At 39.8% G+C, this 16,904-nt stretch carries 17 protein-coding genes; 13 read left to right on the forward strand and 4 right to left on the reverse strand.

Annotated features, from left to right (window positions below):
• Nucleotides 1-48 precede the first annotated feature (48 nt).
• The 8 genes from HMPREF3279_RS07590 to iscX all read left to right on the forward strand — a co-directional run bounded on the left by HMPREF3279_RS07590 (nt 49) and on the right by iscX (nt 5,845).
• A complete protein-coding gene (locus HMPREF3279_RS07590) occupies nt 49-1,263 on the forward strand; it encodes an IscS subfamily cysteine desulfurase (protein WP_049369200.1) in 1,215 nt (404 codons plus the stop codon).
• Nucleotides 1,264-1,317: 54 nt separating this feature from the next.
• Nucleotides 1,318-1,701 (forward strand): Fe-S cluster assembly scaffold IscU, encoded by a 384-nt coding sequence (iscU, locus tag HMPREF3279_RS07595; RefSeq protein WP_005696665.1) that lies wholly within the window; start codon nt 1,318-1,320, stop codon nt 1,699-1,701.
• Between the two features lie 50 nt (nt 1,702-1,751).
• A complete protein-coding gene (gene iscA, locus HMPREF3279_RS07600; protein WP_032822628.1) occupies nt 1,752-2,075 on the forward strand; it encodes an iron-sulfur cluster assembly protein IscA in 324 nt (107 codons plus the stop codon).
• A 9-nt stretch (nt 2,076-2,084) separates the two neighbouring features.
• On the forward strand, nt 2,085-2,606 hold the full coding sequence (gene hscB / locus HMPREF3279_RS07605) for a Fe-S protein assembly co-chaperone HscB (protein WP_070868777.1): 522 nt from the start codon (nt 2,085-2,087) through the stop codon (nt 2,604-2,606).
• A 74-nt stretch (nt 2,607-2,680) separates the two neighbouring features.
• Nucleotides 2,681-3,367, forward strand: coding sequence for a DUF2625 domain-containing protein (locus HMPREF3279_RS07610; RefSeq protein ID WP_070868778.1), 687 nt, complete (start codon nt 2,681-2,683; stop codon nt 3,365-3,367).
• 40 nt (nt 3,368-3,407) lie between these two features.
• Nucleotides 3,408-5,264 (forward strand): Fe-S protein assembly chaperone HscA, encoded by a 1,857-nt coding sequence (gene hscA, locus HMPREF3279_RS07615; RefSeq protein ID WP_070868779.1) that lies wholly within the window; start codon nt 3,408-3,410, stop codon nt 5,262-5,264.
• A 45-nt stretch (nt 5,265-5,309) separates the two neighbouring features.
• Nucleotides 5,310-5,651, forward strand: coding sequence for an ISC system 2Fe-2S type ferredoxin (gene fdx / locus HMPREF3279_RS07620; protein WP_005696659.1), 342 nt, complete (start codon nt 5,310-5,312; stop codon nt 5,649-5,651).
• Nucleotides 5,651-5,845 (forward strand): Fe-S cluster assembly protein IscX, encoded by a 195-nt coding sequence (gene iscX / locus HMPREF3279_RS07625; protein ID WP_049366368.1) that lies wholly within the window; start codon nt 5,651-5,653, stop codon nt 5,843-5,845. Before fdx ends, iscX begins: the two co-directional genes overlap by 1 nt.
• 114 nt (nt 5,846-5,959) lie before the next feature.
• Here the strand turns inward: iscX and mglC are convergent, their stop codons facing one another.
• The 4 genes from mglC to HMPREF3279_RS07645 form a co-directional block, all read right to left on the reverse strand.
• Complete coding sequence (mglC, locus tag HMPREF3279_RS07630) at nt 5,960-6,970, reverse strand: galactose/methyl galactoside ABC transporter permease MglC (RefSeq protein ID WP_005696656.1); 1,011 nt, start codon at nt 6,968-6,970, stop codon at nt 5,960-5,962.
• An 18-nt stretch (nt 6,971-6,988) separates the two neighbouring features.
• Nucleotides 6,989-8,503, reverse strand: a complete 1,515-nt coding sequence (gene mglA / locus HMPREF3279_RS07635; RefSeq protein WP_049364508.1) for a galactose/methyl galactoside ABC transporter ATP-binding protein MglA — start codon at nt 8,501-8,503, stop codon at nt 6,989-6,991.
• Between the two features lie 78 nt (nt 8,504-8,581).
• Nucleotides 8,582-9,577: a galactose/glucose ABC transporter substrate-binding protein MglB gene (gene mglB / locus HMPREF3279_RS07640; RefSeq protein ID WP_049364509.1), complete on the reverse strand. Its 996-nt coding sequence runs from the start codon at nt 9,575-9,577 to the stop codon at nt 8,582-8,584.
• A gap of 178 nt (nt 9,578-9,755) precedes the next feature.
• Entirely contained in the window at nt 9,756-10,763 is a 1,008-nt protein-coding gene (locus HMPREF3279_RS07645; protein WP_070868918.1) for a substrate-binding domain-containing protein, read from the reverse strand.
• Between the two features lie 214 nt (nt 10,764-10,977).
• Between HMPREF3279_RS07645 and galT the strand changes: the two genes are divergently transcribed.
• The 5 genes from galT (at nt 10,978) to lnt (ending at nt 16,897) form a co-directional block, all read left to right on the forward strand.
• A complete protein-coding gene (gene galT / locus HMPREF3279_RS07650; RefSeq protein WP_070868780.1) occupies nt 10,978-12,024 on the forward strand; it encodes a galactose-1-phosphate uridylyltransferase in 1,047 nt (348 codons plus the stop codon).
• Between the two features lie 54 nt (nt 12,025-12,078).
• Complete coding sequence (galK, locus tag HMPREF3279_RS07655) at nt 12,079-13,233, forward strand: galactokinase (RefSeq protein WP_070868781.1); 1,155 nt, start codon at nt 12,079-12,081, stop codon at nt 13,231-13,233.
• Complete coding sequence (gene galM / locus HMPREF3279_RS07660; protein WP_070868782.1) at nt 13,227-14,252, forward strand: galactose-1-epimerase; 1,026 nt, start codon at nt 13,227-13,229, stop codon at nt 14,250-14,252. Before galK ends, galM begins: the two co-directional genes overlap by 7 nt.
• 141 nt (nt 14,253-14,393) lie before the next feature.
• Nucleotides 14,394-15,290, forward strand: coding sequence for a CNNM family magnesium/cobalt transport protein CorC (gene corC / locus HMPREF3279_RS07665; RefSeq protein ID WP_070868783.1), 897 nt, complete (start codon nt 14,394-14,396; stop codon nt 15,288-15,290).
• Nucleotides 15,291-15,364: 74 nt separating this feature from the next.
• Nucleotides 15,365-16,897 (forward strand): apolipoprotein N-acyltransferase, encoded by a 1,533-nt coding sequence (lnt, locus tag HMPREF3279_RS07670; RefSeq protein WP_070868919.1) that lies wholly within the window; start codon nt 15,365-15,367, stop codon nt 16,895-16,897.
• Nucleotides 16,898-16,904: the final 7 nt, after the last annotated feature.

Raw genomic sequence — 16,904 nt, forward strand, 5'->3', positions numbered from 1 at the left:
AAGTGCGGTCAAATTGATAGCATTTTTAGTGGTTATTTAGGAGTGAAAATGAAATTACCAATTTATTTAGATTATGCTGCAACATGTCCAGTTGATGAACGTGTGGCTAAAAAAATGATGGAATATTTAACCATTGATGGTGTATTCGGTAATCCTGCATCTCGTTCACATAAATTTGGCTGGCAAGCTGAAGAAGCGGTTGATATTGCACGTAATCAAATTGCGGATTTGATTGGTGCAGATTCACGTGAAATTGTGTTTACTTCAGGTGCAACAGAAGCAGATAACCTTGCAATTAAAGGTGCGGCGCACTTTTATCAAACAAAAGGTAAACACATTATTACTTGTAAAACTGAGCACAAAGCCGTATTGGATACTTGTCGTCAGTTAGAGCGTGAAGGCTTTGAAGTCACTTATTTAGATCCAGAAGAAGATGGTTTAATCGATCTTGAGAAATTCAAAGCTGCATTGCGTCCAGATACGATTCTTGTGTCAATTATGCACGTGAATAATGAGATTGGTGTGATTCAGGATATTAAAGCAATTGGTGAGCTTTGCCGTGCAAATAAAACGATTTTCCACGTAGATGCGACCCAAAGTGTCGGTAAAGTCGAAATTAATCTTGCTGAATTACCGGTTGATTTGATGTCAATGTCTAGCCACAAATTGTACGGACCAAAAGGTATCGGTGCATTATATGTTTGTCGTAAACCGCGTGTTCGTTTAGAAGCAATTATCCATGGTGGTGGTCATGAGCGTGGTATGCGTTCAGGTACATTACCTGTACACCAAATTGTGGGTATGGGCGAAGCTTATCGTATTGCAAAAGAAGAAATGGCGACAGAGATTCCGCGTATCAGAGCTTTACGCGATCGTTTATATAATGGTTTAAAAGAAATTGAAGAAACCTATGTAAATGGATCAATGGAACACCGCGTAGCAAATAATTTAAATATCAGCTTTAACTATGTTGAAGGTGAATCCTTAATGATGGCATTGCGTGATGTGGCAGTTTCTTCTGGTTCAGCTTGTACTTCCGCGAGTTTAGAGCCATCTTATGTACTACGTGCATTAGGTCGTAATGATGAGTTAGCACATAGCTCAATTCGTTTCACGCTCGGTCGTTGGACAACGGAAGAAGAAATTGATTACACCATTAATTTAACACGTAATGCAGTCGCAAAACTTCGTGAATTATCGCCACTTTGGGATATGTTCAAAGAAGGCATTGATTTAAATACAATTGAGTGGTCGGCCCACTAATTTTCAAGGCGGCTAGACCGTCTGATAGCAACTTATTTAGGAAAGGAACATAATATGGCGTACAGCGAAAAAGTTATCGATCATTATGAAAATCCACGAAATGTAGGTTCGATGGATAAAAAAGATAATTCAGTAGGAACGGGTATGGTTGGCGCACCGGCTTGTGGTGACGTTATGCAGTTACAAATCAAAGTAAATGACAGCGGCATTATTGAAGATGCGAAATTTAAAACTTATGGTTGTGGCTCTGCGATTGCATCAAGTTCTTTAATCACCGAATGGGTAAAAGGCAAATCTTTAGATGAAGCAGGTGCAATCAAAAACAGTCAAATTGCGGAAGAACTTGAATTACCACCAGTAAAAGTTCACTGCTCAATTTTAGCAGAGGACGCAATTAAAGCCGCTATCGCTGACTATAAAAATAAACAAGGTAAGTAATCAAAGTGCGGGTGAAAATGACCGCACTTTATCAATTTAAGGATCAGAATATGTCTATAACACTCACTGAAAAAGCGGCACAACGAGTTCGTACTTTTCTTGAAAATCGTGGAAAAGGCATCGGTTTACGCTTAGGTGTGAAAACATCAGGTTGTTCGGGTTTAGGCTATGTGCTTGAATTCGTTGATGTGCTCAATGATGACGATCTTGTTTTTGAGCAGCATGGCGTGAAAGTGGTAGTCGATCCAAAAAGCTTGGTTTATTTAGATGGCATTGAGCTAGATTATGTCAAAGAAGGATTGAACGAAGGCTTTAAATATAACAATCCAAATGTGAAAGAATCATGTGGATGTGGTGAAAGTTTCCATGTTTAAGGAATAAAGATGACAAATCCTTTTGCTATTTTTGATTTGCCCGTTGCTTTCAATGTTGATCAAACACTTTTATCTGAACGCTATTTAGTGCTTCAAAAGAGTTTGCATCCGGATAATTTTGTTACGGCAGATACGCAAGAACAACGCATTGCAATGCAAAAATCCACAGAAGTTAATGATGCATTAAAAACCTTGAAAGACCCGATTTTACGCGCGGAAGCGATTATTGCGTTAAATACAGGGAAAACACAGGATTTAGAGCAAAAAAGTACGCAAGATGTCACATTTTTAATGCAGCAATTAGAATGGCGAGAAGAGCTCGAAAATATTGAGCAAAGCCAGGATGAAAATGCGCTAGAATCCTTTGCAAAACGTGTCAAAAAAGAAACAAAAGAAATGTTGACCGCACTTGAAGCACAGCTTAATGAGCAACAATGGTCACCTGCTGCACAGTTCTGCGATAAATTACGTTTTCTAAAAAAATTGGCAGATGAAATTAGCCAAGTAGAAGAACGTCTATTTGAATTATAATCTTGAGGGCGTTTAATACGCCCTTTTCGCTATTGATAAATGGGTAGCAGCCCTCATACTAATGAAATCCGATTATGCAAACTTTAGAACAACTGACTGATGCCTCAAAATCTGCGTGGGGAACCATTTCTCAATGGATTGAGCGTGCTCGTAATCATTGTGAAGTGATTAAAAAAGATCAATCCAGTGCAGAACGTGAACTTTTCACCATGCAAATGCCCACTTCTTCTCCAATGGGCTCGGTCATTTATGAAACTGGCGGCATTTTAATCCATCATGGTTGGTTACGTATATTGGGGTCAGGTAGTTTTAAATTACCACGTGGATTAATGGACTGGAATTTCAGCAAATCCTTTAATCAATCAGGTGATAAACCAAAATATTTGCTCGTTGCAGATGATGTCATTGGTGGTTATTTTGCCTTAAATGGTGGTTCTTTAGGTTCTAATCTCGGTAAGATTTATTATTTTTCGCCAAAAGATTTAACTTGGCATGATTTAAATTTTACCTATACGGATTTCTTGGCTTGGGCATTAAATGGTGACATTGAAGCATTTTACCAAAATCTGTTTTGGCAAAATTGGCAAGAAGATGTAAAACAACTCGATGGTAACCACATGATTGTTTTTACACCAGAGCTTTCAGAAGATAAGACGACTGATATTAATCAGCGTGAACGACGCGAAGTCAACATTGAAACGCATTACAATGCAAGTTTCACCGAACAAGATAAATTTGCACAAGCTTATTCAGTGGCATAGCGAGCCCTTAACGAATTAATTATTAGAGATAAAAAGAGATATGGCATTACTCCAAATTGCAGAGCCAGGACAAACGGCAGCACCCCATCAACATCGTCTTGCGGTAGGGATTGATTTAGGTACAACAAACTCTTTAGTTGCGGCTGTACGTAGCGGTCAAGCCACCATTTTAAATGATGAACAAGACAGAAGCCTTGTCCCTTCAGTCGTTTATTATGGTGAAAATGAAAAACTTGTGGGTACTGAAGCATTTGCAAAAGCTGCAATTGATCCTAAAAATACGATTATTTCCGTAAAACGTTTGATTGGACGTAGTCTTGCCGATGTGCAAGCTCGTTATACAAACTTGCCCTATGAGTTTGTGGCAAGTGAAAATGGGTTACCATTATTGGTCACGCATCAAGGCAAAAAAAGCCCAATTGAAGTCTCTGCGGATATTTTATCTCGTTTAAATCATATTGCAGAACAACGCCTTGCAGGTGAGCTTTCTGGTGTGGTGATTACCGTACCCGCTTATTTTGATGATGCTCAACGCCAAAGTACAAAAGATGCAGCACGCCTTGCAGGGTTAAATGTATTACGTTTATTAAATGAACCTACTGCTGCAGCAGTGGCGTATGGCTTAGATAGCGGAAAAGAGGGCGTCATCGCTGTTTATGACTTAGGTGGCGGTACCTTTGATATCTCAATTTTACGCTTATCTAAAGGCGTATTTGAAGTGTTAGCAACAGGTGGAGATACCGCTTTAGGTGGTGATGATTTTGACCATTTAATTGCAGATTGGATTGTTGAACAAGCGGGTATTCAACCACAAAATGTGAATGAACAACGTGAACTTTTAAGTTTAGCCACACAAACTAAAATTGCTTTAACAAGTGAGCAAAGTGCGGTCATTTCTTGGCGCGGATTTGAAGGTGAGTTAAGTCGTGACCAATTCAATGAATTAATCCACTCATTGGTAAAACGTTCTTTATTAACCTGCCGTCGAGCATTGAAAGATGCGCATGTTGAAGCTGAAGACGTGCAAGAAGTGGTTATGGTTGGAGGCTCAACTCGTGTGCCTTACGTACGTGAACAAGTGGGCGAATTTTTTGGTAGAACACCATTAACCTCGATTGACCCAGATAAAGTAGTAGCCTTAGGTGCGGCAATTCAAGCAGATATTTTAGTGGGCAACAAGAATGACAGCGATATGTTGTTACTCGATGTGGTGCCGCTTTCTTTAGGTATTGAAACCATGGGCGGTTTAGTTGAGAAAATCATTCCACGTAACACCACGATTCCAGTGGCTCGCGCGCAAGAATTTACCACCTTTAAAGATGGTCAAACTGCGATGACGGTACATGTGGTACAAGGAGAGCGTGAGTTGGTGGATGATTGCCGTTCTTTAGGTCGTTTTACGTTGCGTGGTATTCCGCCAATGGTGGCAGGCGCGGCTCATATTCGAGTGACTTATCAAGTAGATGCAGATGGCTTATTAAGTGTAACCGCCATGGAAAAATCCACAAAAGTCCAAGCATCGATTCAAATTAAGCCTTCTTATGGTTTAACGGATGAAGAAGTAACGGCAATGATTAAAGCTTCTTTTGATAATGCACAAGATGATATGCAAGCCCGTGAATTAGCCGAGCAACGTGTTGAGGCTGATCGTGTGATTGAAAGCGTGATTGTGGCATTACAGCAAGATGGGGCAGACTTATTAACCGAAACTGAATTCCGTCAAATTGAAAATGCATTGAAACAATTAATGGATGTAAAAGAAGGTACAGATCGTCATGCTATTGCACAGGGCATTAAAGCTCTTGATGTGGCAACTCAAGAATTTGCGGCAAGACGAATGAATAAATCCATTAACCAAGCGCTAACAGGTAAATTGGTGTCAGATATTGAGCAATAAAGTGCGGTTATAAATTAACGAGTTTTTTATATTGAGGAAAGTAATATGCCAAAAGTGATTTTTTTACCGAATGAAGAATTTTGCCCAGAGGGTATGGTGGTTGATGCTGCAGCAGGCGATAACTTATTAGAAGTGGCACATAATGCGGGTGTGGAAATTCACCACGCTTGCGATGGTTCTTGTGCTTGTACAACATGCCATGTTGTGATTCGTGAAGGGTTTGATTCATTAAATGAAGCTAGCGATCAAGAAGAAGATATGTTGGATAAAGCATGGGGCTTAGAAATGGATAGCCGCCTTTCTTGCCAATGTGTCGTAGGTGATGAAGATTTAGTGGTGGAGATCCCTAAATATAATATTAACCATGCGAATGAGGCAGCTCACTAATGAAATGGACTGATGCACAACTTATTGCAGAAGAGCTGTATGATCGTAATCCAGATTTAGATCCTAAAACGGTACGTTTCACAGATTTGCATAAGTGGATTTGTGAACTAGACGGTTTTGATGATGATCCAATGAAATCTAACGAGAGTATTTTGGAAGCGATTTTGTTGAAATGGTTAGATGAATACGAGTAATTGATGAGATTAATCAAGCGAGCTGAGAGGCTCGCTTTTTTGTTTTGAGAATTTACCTCAAAATAAAACCGCACTTTATTGCTAAAGTGCGGTTATTTTTATTGTTGTTTTTAATTATTTTTTCTTCGCGTATTTTAAGGAGTCGATAGCAACCGCGAGGATGATAATGCTACCTTTAATGATATATTGCCAGTAAGGGTTTACACCGATGTAAGTTAAACCGTAGTTAATAACGGTGAAGATGATAACACCTGTGATTACGCCGATAACAGTACCCACACCACCAGCAAAAGATACACCACCTACTACGCAGGCAGCAATCGCATCTAATTCATACATGAAACCGAGGTTGTTGGTAGCACTACCGATACGACCAGCTTCTAACATACCACCGAATGCATAGAACATACCTGCAATCATGTAAATCACAACAAGGTTACGTGCTACGTTTACGCCAGATACTTTTGCTGCTTCAGGGTTACCACCGATAGCAAAGATATTTTTACCGAAGCGTGTTTTATTCCACATTACCCAAACTAAGAATGCACAAATTGCAGCATAAATAGTGATGTAGGATAATTTGAACGAACCAAGTCTGAAGAAGCCTTGTGCGAAGTTAGAGAAAGATTCACTGAAACCAGCAATTGGTGAACCACCTACGCCATCATAATAAAGTGAGTTGAAACCGTAAACGATGATCATGGTACCCATAGTTGCAATGAACGGGGTTACATTGAGATAAGCGATAACTAAACCATTCACTAAGCCGATTACAGCACCTACCGCACAAACAGTCAGGATAACTACTGGAATAGGAATTTCACCTAAATCTGGGAACACGCGGTTCATGTTTTCCATAGATTGTAAGAGGGTAGCAGAAATAACCGCCGCTAAACCGACTTGGCGACCGGCTGACAAGTCGGTACCTTGAGTGATAAGCAAGCCTGCAACACCTAGAGCGATAATGAGACGGACAGATGATTGAGTTAAAATGTTACTAAAGTTGCGAACATTCAAGAATGTTGGATCTTGTGCGATGATGATGCCAAGTAAAATCAACAACACAAAATAAATCGCATTTTGTTTTAAGAAATCGAATGATTTATTTTTTTGTAAGGCACTCATAATTTGTTCCTTTATGATTTATAAATATTTTGCGGCAAGTTGCAAAATTTCTTCTTGAGACGTTTTTGCCGTTTCAACGATGCCTGCAACACGACCATTACTCATGACCAAAATTCGGTCTGTTACGCCTAATAATTCCGGCATTTCTGATGAAATCATGATGATGCCTTTATCTTTTTTAGCGAGTTCTTGAATGAGCTGATAAATTTCAAATTTTGCCCCAATATCAATACCACGAGTTGGTTCGTCGAGCATTAAGATATCTGGTTGGGTTAAAAGCCAACGGCCGATAATCACTTTTTGTTGGTTACCACCAGAAAGCGAACCAATCGTTGTTTTGTGAGAAGGGGTTTTAACGTTCATCGCATCAATCACCCACTGTGTATCGCTTGCCATTTTTTTATTGCTGAGCAATTTCCAAGGGGTGAGGTAAGATTTCATATTTGAAATCAAAGAGTTAAATTCAATACTTAGGTTTGAATAAATCCCAGTTGAACGACGCTCTTCAGTTACTAAAGCAAAACCGTGGTTAATCGCTTCAAGTGCGGTATGATTTTTCACGATTTTTCCGTTGAGCTTGATCGTCCCTTCTTTTAATTCGCGGACACCAAAAATGGCTTCCACAATATCGGTTCGTTTTGCACCAACAAGACCCGCAATACCTAAAATTTCACCTTTGCGTAAATTAAAGGAAACATCTTGAATAGACGGTTGGTTTACCGCTGTTAAATGTTCCACTTCAAGCGTGATTTCTTTTGGTACGTTTGTTTTTTCTGGGAAACGTTGTGTTAATTCACGGCCAACCATCATTGAAACGATTTCTTCCATGGTGGTGCCTTTAACTTGAACGGTATTGATCCATTTACCATCGCGAAGAATGGTGATTTCATCACAAATTTTGAAGATTTCATCCATTTTGTGTGAAATATAAATAATGCCACAGCCGCGATCTTTTAATTTTTGAATAATTTTGAAAAGATGTTCCACTTCTTTTTCTGAAAGTGAGGATGTAGGCTCATCCATAATGACGATTTTAGCGTTATAAGAGAACGCTTTCGCAATTTCGATCATCTGCATTTGTGAAACGGAAAGTTTGGCCACTTTTTCTCTTGGATCAACATCAATGTCCAATTCATCAAAAATGGCTTTGGTATCACGATACATTTTGGCGTGATCCACAAAAGGACCTTTAAGTGGGTAGCGACCCAACCATAAGTTATCCATTACACTGGTTTGACGCACCAAGTTAAGTTCTTGGTGAACCATTGAAATCCCATTTTCAAGGGCTTCTTTTGATGTTTTAAAATCAACAGGTTTGCCTAAGAATAAAATTTCACCTTCGTCTTTGGCATAAATTCCGAAGAGGCATTTTAATAATGTCGATTTACCCGCCCCGTTTTCGCCCATTAAGGCATGAACAGAGTGAGAACGAACTGTTAGATTGGCGTGATCAAGGGCTTTTACACCGGGGAAAGACTTACTGACATCCGTCATCGTCAGTAGTACATCACTGTCTTGGGTTTGAGTTGTCATATCCAACCTCATCAAAAAGGGGGAAAGGGAATTTGGGTTTCCTTTCCCCCTAAAATTAAAGAAAAGCAATAGATTTTCTTATTTTAAGAATTCACTTAGGTTATCTTTATCTACACCAACATAAGGAATACGTACAACACGGTTTTCTAATTTCCATTTTGTACCTTCTGTTGCTGCTTTACCGTTAGCAAGGTTTGCAGAAAGTTGAACAACTGCTTTACCTTGGTTAACACCATCGTTTAACACAGTACCAGCAATTTCGCCTTTCTTAATTAATTGAAGTACTTCTGGTAATGCATCCACACCAAAGATTGGTAATTTTTTACCGTGTGCTTTGGTTGCTTCTAACGCACCTAACGCCATACCGTCATTGTTTGAAATGATCATTTCAATTTCGTTAGCTTTAGAGCTAGATAACCATGCATCCACTTTATCTTTAGCCATTGCTGCATCCCACATACCGGTATCAATAAATAATTGCTCGGTTGGAATACCTTTAGCATTTAATTGCTCAATCACATATTTAGTACGCGCTTCAGCATCTGGGTGGCCTGGTTCACCTTTTAATAATACATATTGGATTTTACCGTCTTTATTTAAGTCTAAGGCTGGCATTGCTTTCCATTGTTTTGCAATTAAATCACCTTGGATTAAGCCTGATTCTTTCGGATCGGTACCCACATAGTAAGCGTGATCATAGCTACCGATTGCTTTTGCACCTGGGTCTTTATTGAAGAAAACAACAGGAATGTCATCTTGTTTCGCTTTGTTGATAACTGTTGACGCTGCAGCTGGATCCACTAAGTTAATGGCTAAGGCTTTTACACCTTTAGAAAGCAAACCATCTACTTGGTCGTTTTGAATAGATTGTGCATTTTGAGAGTCATTCATCAATAACTCAATGCCGCCAAGGGCTTTCGCTTCTTTATCGATTTCTTTACGCATTAATGACATGAAGTTGTCATCATATTTATAAATGGTAACACCAATACGGTTATCGGCTGCGAAACCTGAAGTTGCTGAACCTAAACCGATTGCTAAAGCGACCGCACTTAATACTGCTGTTTTTTTCATAAAAACGCTCCTATTAGAGAAAGAGATTTTATTGTTGATTTTTATATACCAAATAGAGGAATGTTGCGTACATCTATTGCAACTGAATCCATCATAACGAAATCAAAATTGTTAATCTGTGATCAAACTCACATAAATGAAAACGATTACATGGCAATGTTTAAATTTGTGATCTCCATCACGGTTTCATTGCATTTTCTACAGAAAAACGTCTCACCAAGGTTGGATTAAATTGGACAACAGTCGGTGTAACAATTGACGAATCAACTAAGCTCAAAGCCAGTTTTGCCGCATAATTTGCCATTAAATCAATTGGATAGCGAATGGTGGTGAGCTTCGGAATCAAATATCGAGCAATTGGCATATCGTCAAAGCCCACAATGGAAAACTGTTTCGGCACTTTGATATTGTTTTCATTTAAAACGGAAATTGCTCCCGCAGCCATCGTGTCATTATAGGCTACAACCGCTGTTAAGTTAGAGTTGTAGCTCAATAAATCAATCATCGCCTTTTCACCGCCTTCAAAATCAGGCGAATTATGCACAATGGCTTGTTCGACAATAGGAAAGTGATGATCTCTTAAAGCGGCCAAATAACCTTCTTTACGTTCGGTTTCATCTAAAATACCGTGATTAGATCCAATGTAGGCAATGTGCTTATGGCCATAACGAATCAGCATTTCTGTGGCAAGATAGGTACCTTGGCGGTTATCAAGGCTGACGCAACGATTTTCATAGCCCGCAATCACACGGTTAATCACAACCATACCCGGTACATTTTCAAGATAATGACGTAATTCTTCATCAGAAAGGGCTTTGGAATGAACAACCAAGCAACTACAACGCTTACGTAGCAAGGTATCAATGGCTTCACGCTCTTTTTCTGCATGGTGGTATCCAATACCGATCAAAATCGTTTTTTGATGTTCTTCAGCCACTTTATCGACTGATTTGACCAAGATAGCAAAGAACGGATCCGTTACATCAGTAACCACCACGCCAATGGTATCAGTATTTTGTACCGCCAGAGCTTGTGCATTTGCATTGGGTTGATAATTTAAAACCTCCATTGCGCGTTGAACTGAATAACGGGTTTTTTCACTTACGGAGGGAGAGTGATTAATTACCCGGGAAACAGTGGCAACCGACACGCAAGCTAATTCAGCAACATCTCGAATTGTAGGCATAACAGGGCTCTCATTCATTTTTTCATAACAATTATCATAGTAAATTTGAATAAAATTGAAAGCGGTTACTTTCAAAAATGCTACATTCGTCACAAAAAAGAGATTGGACTAGCGCCTTATTTCCTGATTTTGTGATAATGATCACGGTTTATTTTTTTTAATTTGTTATCTTATGAAGAAAATTTTGTAATCGTTTACATTTTGGAGCAAAAATATGAGCGAAACCATATTTGAACCGACAGATCATCCGCATCGTCGTTATAATCCGTTAATTGATCAATGGGTTTTAGTCTCGCCACATCGTGCTAAACGTCCATGGCAGGGGCAGCAAGAAAAAGTGAGTGAGGAACAAAAGCCAAGCCACGATCCAAACTGTTATCTTTGCCCACGTAATAAGCGTATTACCGGTGAACCTAATCCGGATTACCATAAACCTTATGTATTCAAAAATGATTTCTCGGCTTTATTAGAAAATACACCAGCGCCAGAGCAATCAGACGATCCGCTTTTCCAAATGGGACAAGCTCGTGGTGAAAGCCGTGTTATTTGTTTTTCGCCAGATCATAGTAAAACATTGCCATTATTGACCGCACTTGAAATTGAAGAAGTGATTAAAGTGTGGCAAGCGCAATTGCGTGAACTGGGCCAAAAATATCAGTGGGTTCAGATTTTTGAAAACAAAGGTGCAGCAATGGGATGCTCCAATCCACATCCGCACGGACAAATTTGGGCAAACAGCTTTTTACCGAATGAAGTCTCGCGTGAAGATGTTGCTCAACGAAATTACTATGAAAAGCACGGTTCTGTACTTTTAGTAGACTACGTTCAAAAAGAATTAGAGAAAAAAGAACGTATTGTGGTGGAAACCGAGCATTGGGTTGCGGTGGTGCCTTATTGGGCAGTGTGGCCATTTGAGACCTTGTTGTTGCCTAAAGTGCATGTAAAACGCTTAACAGAATTAACCGAGGCTCAAGCTAAAGATCTTGCCGTGATATTGAAAAAACTGGCAACGAAATACGATAACTTATTTGAAACCTCTTTCCCGTATTCAATGGGTTTCCATGCAGCGCCATTTAATGGCGAAGATAACGAACATTGGCAGCTTCATGCGCATTTTTACCCACCATTATTGCGTTCAGCTACAGTACGTAAATTTATGGTGGGTTATGAGATGCTAGGTGAAAGCCAACGTGACCTCACCGCAGAACAAGCCGCAGAAAGATTACGTGCGTTAAGCGAAGTACATTATAAAGAACGTTAAGCAATAATTTCCCTCTTGAATTAAGAGGGAGTGTGAAAGATAAAGGAAAATAATATGACTCCAGTCCAAAAATCCCAACACATTTTTACGCAAAAATATAACAAGCAACCTGAACTGATAGTGTATGCGCCTGGTCGAGTGAACATTATCGGCGAACATACCGACTACAATGATGGCTTTGTGATGCCTTGTGCGATCAATTATGGTACAGCCATTGCGGGATCAAAACGTGCTGATCATATTTGGAATGTCTATGCCGCAGATCTTGATCTTGAGGATACCTTTTCTCTTGATGAAGATTTCCCTCAAAGTGAGCAAAAATGGGCGAATTACGTGCGTGGTGTCGTGAAATTTATTCAAGAACGTTGCCCGCAATTTAAACAAGGTGCTGATTTAGTCATTTCAGGAAATGTGCCTCATTCTTCTGGTTTAAGTTCTTCCGCCGCCCTTGAAGTGGCGATAGGTAAGTTTTGCCAACAATTGAGTGATTTACCTTTAACACATACAGAAATTGCTTTAATTGGTCAAAAAGCTGAAAACAAATTTGTAGGTGCGAATTGCGGGAATATGGATCAATTGATTTCTGCTTTAGGGCAAAAAGATCATCTCTTAATGATTGATTGCCGTAGCTTAGAAACACAGCCAACGCCTGTGCCGAAAGATGTTGCTGTTATTATTGTGAACTCAAATGTACCGCATGATTTGGTGACAGGTGAATACAACACACGCCGTTGGCAATGTGAGAAAGCCGCAGAATTCTTTGGTGTAAAAGCGTTACGTGATGTGTCAGTAGAAGAATTCCAAAAAAGAGAAGCAGAATTGACCGCACTTAATGCTTTAGTAGCCAAACGTGCACGCCATGTGGTGACTGAAAACCAACGTGTGCTTGATGCTGTTGAAGCCTTAAAACATAATGATTTAACAAAATTAGGCGAATTAATGGGGCAATCTCACGAGTCCATGCGTGATGATTTCGAGATTACTGTACCACAAATCGATTATCTTGTTGAACTTGCTCAATTAGTGATTGGTAAAACCGGTGGCGCGAGAATGACTGGTGGTGGTTTCGGTGGTTGCATTGTTGCCCTTGCTCCTCATGATAAAGTCGAAGCTGTGCGCAAAATCATTGCCGATAATTATGAAAAACAAACGGGTTTAAAAGAAGATTTCTACGTTTGCACAGCCTCACAAGGAGTGAGTCTATGCTAGAAAAAACGGCGTTCAATGCACCAGATGGACAGCCTTATCAACTTGTTCAACTCACCAATTCAAATGGCATGACTGTGCAATTTATGGATTGGGGAGCCACTTGGCTTTCTTGTAAAGTCCCTGTGAATGGTGAGTTGAGAGAAGTTTTACTCGGCTGCAAAGTGGAAGATTATCCTCATCAAACTGCTTATTTGGGCGCAAGCGTAGGACGCTATGCGAACCGTATTGCTAATGCCCAATTTGAATTAGGTGAGCGAACAATCCAGCTGGTTGCGAATCAAGGCAAACATCAATTACATGGTGGTAAAGAAGGTTTTGATAAACGCCGTTGGAAAGTGGAAGAGTGCGGTCAGAATTTTGTGCGTTTTTCCCTTGTGTCTCCTGATGGTGATCAAGGTTTTGAAGGTAATGTACAAGTTAATGTGCTTTACACACTGACCGATGAAAATAGCGTAAAAATTGAATACGAAGCCGAAAGTGATAAAGATACCGCGCTTAATTTAACAAACCACGCTTATTTCAATTTAGAAAATGCGGAGCAGGGCAGTGATGTGCGGAATCACACATTACGCCTTAATGCGGATTTCTATCTGCCAGTTGATGGCGAAGGCATCCCAAATTCACCACTTAAACATGTGGTGAATACCAGCTTTGATTTTCGTGTGGCAAAATCAATCGTACAAGATTTCCAACAAGGCGATCAAGTGGTAACGAAAGGTTACGATCATTCCTTTATCGTCAATAAAGCATGGCAAAAACCTTGCGTATTATTGACTTCTCCTAATGAAGATTTAAGCCTTGAAGTGCTCACATCCCAAGCCGCGTTACAGGTTTATACGGGAAACTATCTTGCAGGCACTCCAACTCGTGAAGGTGGCACTTATCAAGATTTCAGCAGTATTGCCCTTGAAACCCAATGTCTTCCCGATACCCCAAACCATCTCGAGTGGCAAAATTATGGCGGTATTCAAAAAGCAGGTGAACGCTATTACCAGTGGACAGAGTTTAGGTTTAAATAGGTAATCCTTGAAAGTGCGGTTAAAAATTTTTATGTTTTTAACCGCACTTTATTTTCAGCTATTTAGCTTAAGTTTTTTGCGATTTTTGTCAAAATATGCTACTTTTTACGCAGTCAATCCGACAGTAACACATTTAATTTTATGAACGAAGAACATTCGAGTAATCAAACTGAAACAACTAAAAAATCTTTTTTCCAATCACTTATTGGGCGCTTTTTCCAAGGTGAGCTGAAAAATCGTGAAGAACTCGTGGAAGTCATTCGCGATTCAGAACAAAACGATTTAATCGATCAAAACACTCGCGAAATGATTGAAGGGGTAATGGAAATCGCGGAGCTTCGAGTTCGCGATATTATGATTCCACGCTCTCAAATCGTATTTATTGAATCGAATCAAGATCTGGATGCCTGCTTGAATACCATTATTGAATCCGCCCACTCTCGTTTTCCTGTGATTGCAGATACGGATGACCGTGATAATATTGAAGGTATTTTGCACGCAAAAGATTTGCTTAAGTTTTTACGTGAAGATGCGGAAGAGTTTGAACTCTCCAAGTTGTTACGTCCAGTCGTGATTGTGCCGGAAAGTAAACGTGTCGATCGTATGCTAAAAGATTTTCGTTCTGAGCGTTTCCACATGGCGATTGTGGTGGATGAGTTTGGTGCGGTATCAGGTTTGGTGACCATCGAAGATATTCTCGAACAAATTGTTGGTGATATTGAAGACGAATTTGATGAGGAAGATGTCGCAGATATTCGTCAGCTTTCTCGCCACGCTTATGCCGTGCGTGCGCTAACGGATATTGATGATTTTAATGCGCAATTTAATACGCATTTCGATGATGAAGAAGTGGATACTATTGGTGGTTTAATTATGCAAGCCTTTGGTTATCTGCCTAAACGAGGTGAAGAAATCACCTTAGAAAATATTCAATTTAAAGTGACTTCTGCTGATAGCCGCCGTTTAATTCAGGTGCGTGTAACTGTTCCGGATGAGCATTTATCGGATATGGAAGGCGTGGAAGAACAAGCTGAATAAGTTGTTCAGTCTAATCATATTCTTAGCCCCCTCTTTGCTAAAGAGGGGGAATATTTTTTTATAGTATGGATAAAATGAATAAGTTAGTGATTTATCTTATTGCTCTGATTTCTGGTGTAATTGGCGTGTTTGCCTTTTCGCCGTTTGATTATTGGGGATTAGCCTACGTATCGTTGGGTGGATTGCTTTTTGTGGCAAAAAATGCCAAAAAATCAACCGCACTTTTTGCTACTTTTTTGTGGTCGATGGGCTTTTTCTGTTTTGGTGTAAGTTGGTTAAATGTCAGCATTCATCAATTTGGTGGCGCTTCCCTTGGCGTGAGTTATCTCTTAGTCGGCCTACTTTCGGCTTACCTTGCACTTTATCCAATGCTTTTCACTTATTTAGTGCAACGTTTTCAGGTGCAAAGTGCGGTCATTTTTGCCGCGATTTGGACATTGACTGAATTCTTGCGTGGTTGGGTGTTTACCGGTTTTCCATGGCTACAATTTGGTTATACCCAAATCGACAGTCCGTTCTACGGGATCGCACCGATCTTTGGTGTCACTGGGATGACATTCTTTACCGTTTGGGCAAGTGCGGTCATTTTTAATTTTGTTTTTTCACTCTCGAAAAAACAATGGAATTTAGTCGGCGTGAATGCATTGCTATTATTGGTTGTGGGTGGATTAAGTGCTTATGCAGGTAAGGTGAATTTTGTTCAACCCAAAGAAGGTAAAGGACTAACTGTCACGCTTGCACAAGGTAATATTGAGCAAAATTTAAAATGGGATCCTGAATATCTTTATGCCACGGTAGACATCTATCAAAAACAAATTTTGGCGCATTTAGGCACGTCTGATTTGATTATTTTACCTGAGTCGGCATTGCCAACTTTGGAAAATGCGATCACGCCATTTTTTGAAGCTTTAGATAAAGTCGCGAAAGAGAAAAATACGGAAGTAATGATTGGTACTGTATATCGCGATGAGCAAAGTGGTAAATTATTAAATTCGATTGTGACGGCAGGGAATCCTGATTTCCCTTATGAATTAACAACAAAAAATCGTTACAGCAAACATCATCTCGTGCCATTTGGTGAGTACGTGCCGTTAGAAAGTTTGTTGCGTCCACTTAATTCCGTATTTAATTTGCCAATGTCTGCGTTCCAAAGTGGCGATGCGGTACAGCCATCTTTTATGGCAAAACAACATGCTTTTGCACCGGCTATTTGTTATGAAATTATTTTTGGTGAGCAACTTCGTGAAAATCTGAAAAAAGAAACAGATTATTTGCTGACGATTTCTAATGATGCATGGTTTGGTGATAGCATTGGCCCTTGGCAGCATTTACAAATGGCTAAAATGCGCGCGCTTGAATTAGGCAAACCATTAATTCGGGCAACTAATACAGGTATTTCAGTGTTTATTGATGCAAAAGGCAACATTGAAGCGCAAGCGCCTCAATTTGAGGAAACAACGTTGACCCATAAAATGGTGCCAACAGAAGGCAAAACGCCTTATGCTGCACTGGGTAATTTACCTATTTATGTGTTGTCATTGATTTTTGTGTTATTACGTGGCTTCACGACGCTATTAAAACGTCGCTTGAACCTTTCACAAAAATAGCAGTCAA

The sequence above is a fragment of the Haemophilus sp. HMSC71H05 genome (assembly GCF_001838635.1).
Taxonomy (GTDB): Bacteria; Pseudomonadota; Gammaproteobacteria; order Enterobacterales; family Pasteurellaceae; genus Haemophilus_D; species Haemophilus_D parainfluenzae_R.

Excerpts from the sequence above, each read along its gene's own strand:
- HMPREF3279_RS07590 (WP_049369200.1), top strand. The coding sequence starts at position 49 with ATGAAATTACCAATTTATTTAGATTATGCTGCAACATGTCCAGTTGAT.
- iscU (WP_005696665.1), top strand. The coding sequence starts at position 1,318 with ATGGCGTACAGCGAAAAAGTTATCGATCATTATGAAAATCCACGAAAT.
- iscA (WP_032822628.1), top strand. The coding sequence starts at position 1,752 with ATGTCTATAACACTCACTGAAAAAGCGGCACAACGAGTTCGTACTTTT.
- hscB (WP_070868777.1), top strand. The coding sequence starts at position 2,085 with ATGACAAATCCTTTTGCTATTTTTGATTTGCCCGTTGCTTTCAATGTT.
- HMPREF3279_RS07610 (WP_070868778.1), top strand. The coding sequence starts at position 2,681 with ATGCAAACTTTAGAACAACTGACTGATGCCTCAAAATCTGCGTGGGGA.
- hscA (WP_070868779.1), top strand. The coding sequence starts at position 3,408 with ATGGCATTACTCCAAATTGCAGAGCCAGGACAAACGGCAGCACCCCAT.
- fdx (WP_005696659.1), top strand. The coding sequence starts at position 5,310 with ATGCCAAAAGTGATTTTTTTACCGAATGAAGAATTTTGCCCAGAGGGT.
- iscX (WP_049366368.1), top strand. The coding sequence starts at position 5,651 with ATGAAATGGACTGATGCACAACTTATTGCAGAAGAGCTGTATGATCGT.
- mglC (WP_005696656.1), bottom strand. The coding sequence starts at position 6,970 with ATGAGTGCCTTACAAAAAAATAAATCATTCGATTTCTTAAAACAAAAT.
- mglA (WP_049364508.1), bottom strand. The coding sequence starts at position 8,503 with ATGACAACTCAAACCCAAGACAGTGATGTACTACTGACGATGACGGAT.
- mglB (WP_049364509.1), bottom strand. The coding sequence starts at position 9,577 with ATGAAAAAAACAGCAGTATTAAGTGCGGTCGCTTTAGCAATCGGTTTA.
- HMPREF3279_RS07645 (WP_070868918.1), bottom strand. The coding sequence starts at position 10,763 with ATGCCTACAATTCGAGATGTTGCTGAATTAGCTTGCGTGTCGGTTGCC.
- galT (WP_070868780.1), top strand. The coding sequence starts at position 10,978 with ATGAGCGAAACCATATTTGAACCGACAGATCATCCGCATCGTCGTTAT.
- galK (WP_070868781.1), top strand. The coding sequence starts at position 12,079 with ATGACTCCAGTCCAAAAATCCCAACACATTTTTACGCAAAAATATAAC.
- galM (WP_070868782.1), top strand. The coding sequence starts at position 13,227 with ATGCTAGAAAAAACGGCGTTCAATGCACCAGATGGACAGCCTTATCAA.
- corC (WP_070868783.1), top strand. The coding sequence starts at position 14,394 with ATGAACGAAGAACATTCGAGTAATCAAACTGAAACAACTAAAAAATCT.
- lnt (WP_070868919.1), top strand. The coding sequence starts at position 15,365 with ATGAATAAGTTAGTGATTTATCTTATTGCTCTGATTTCTGGTGTAATT.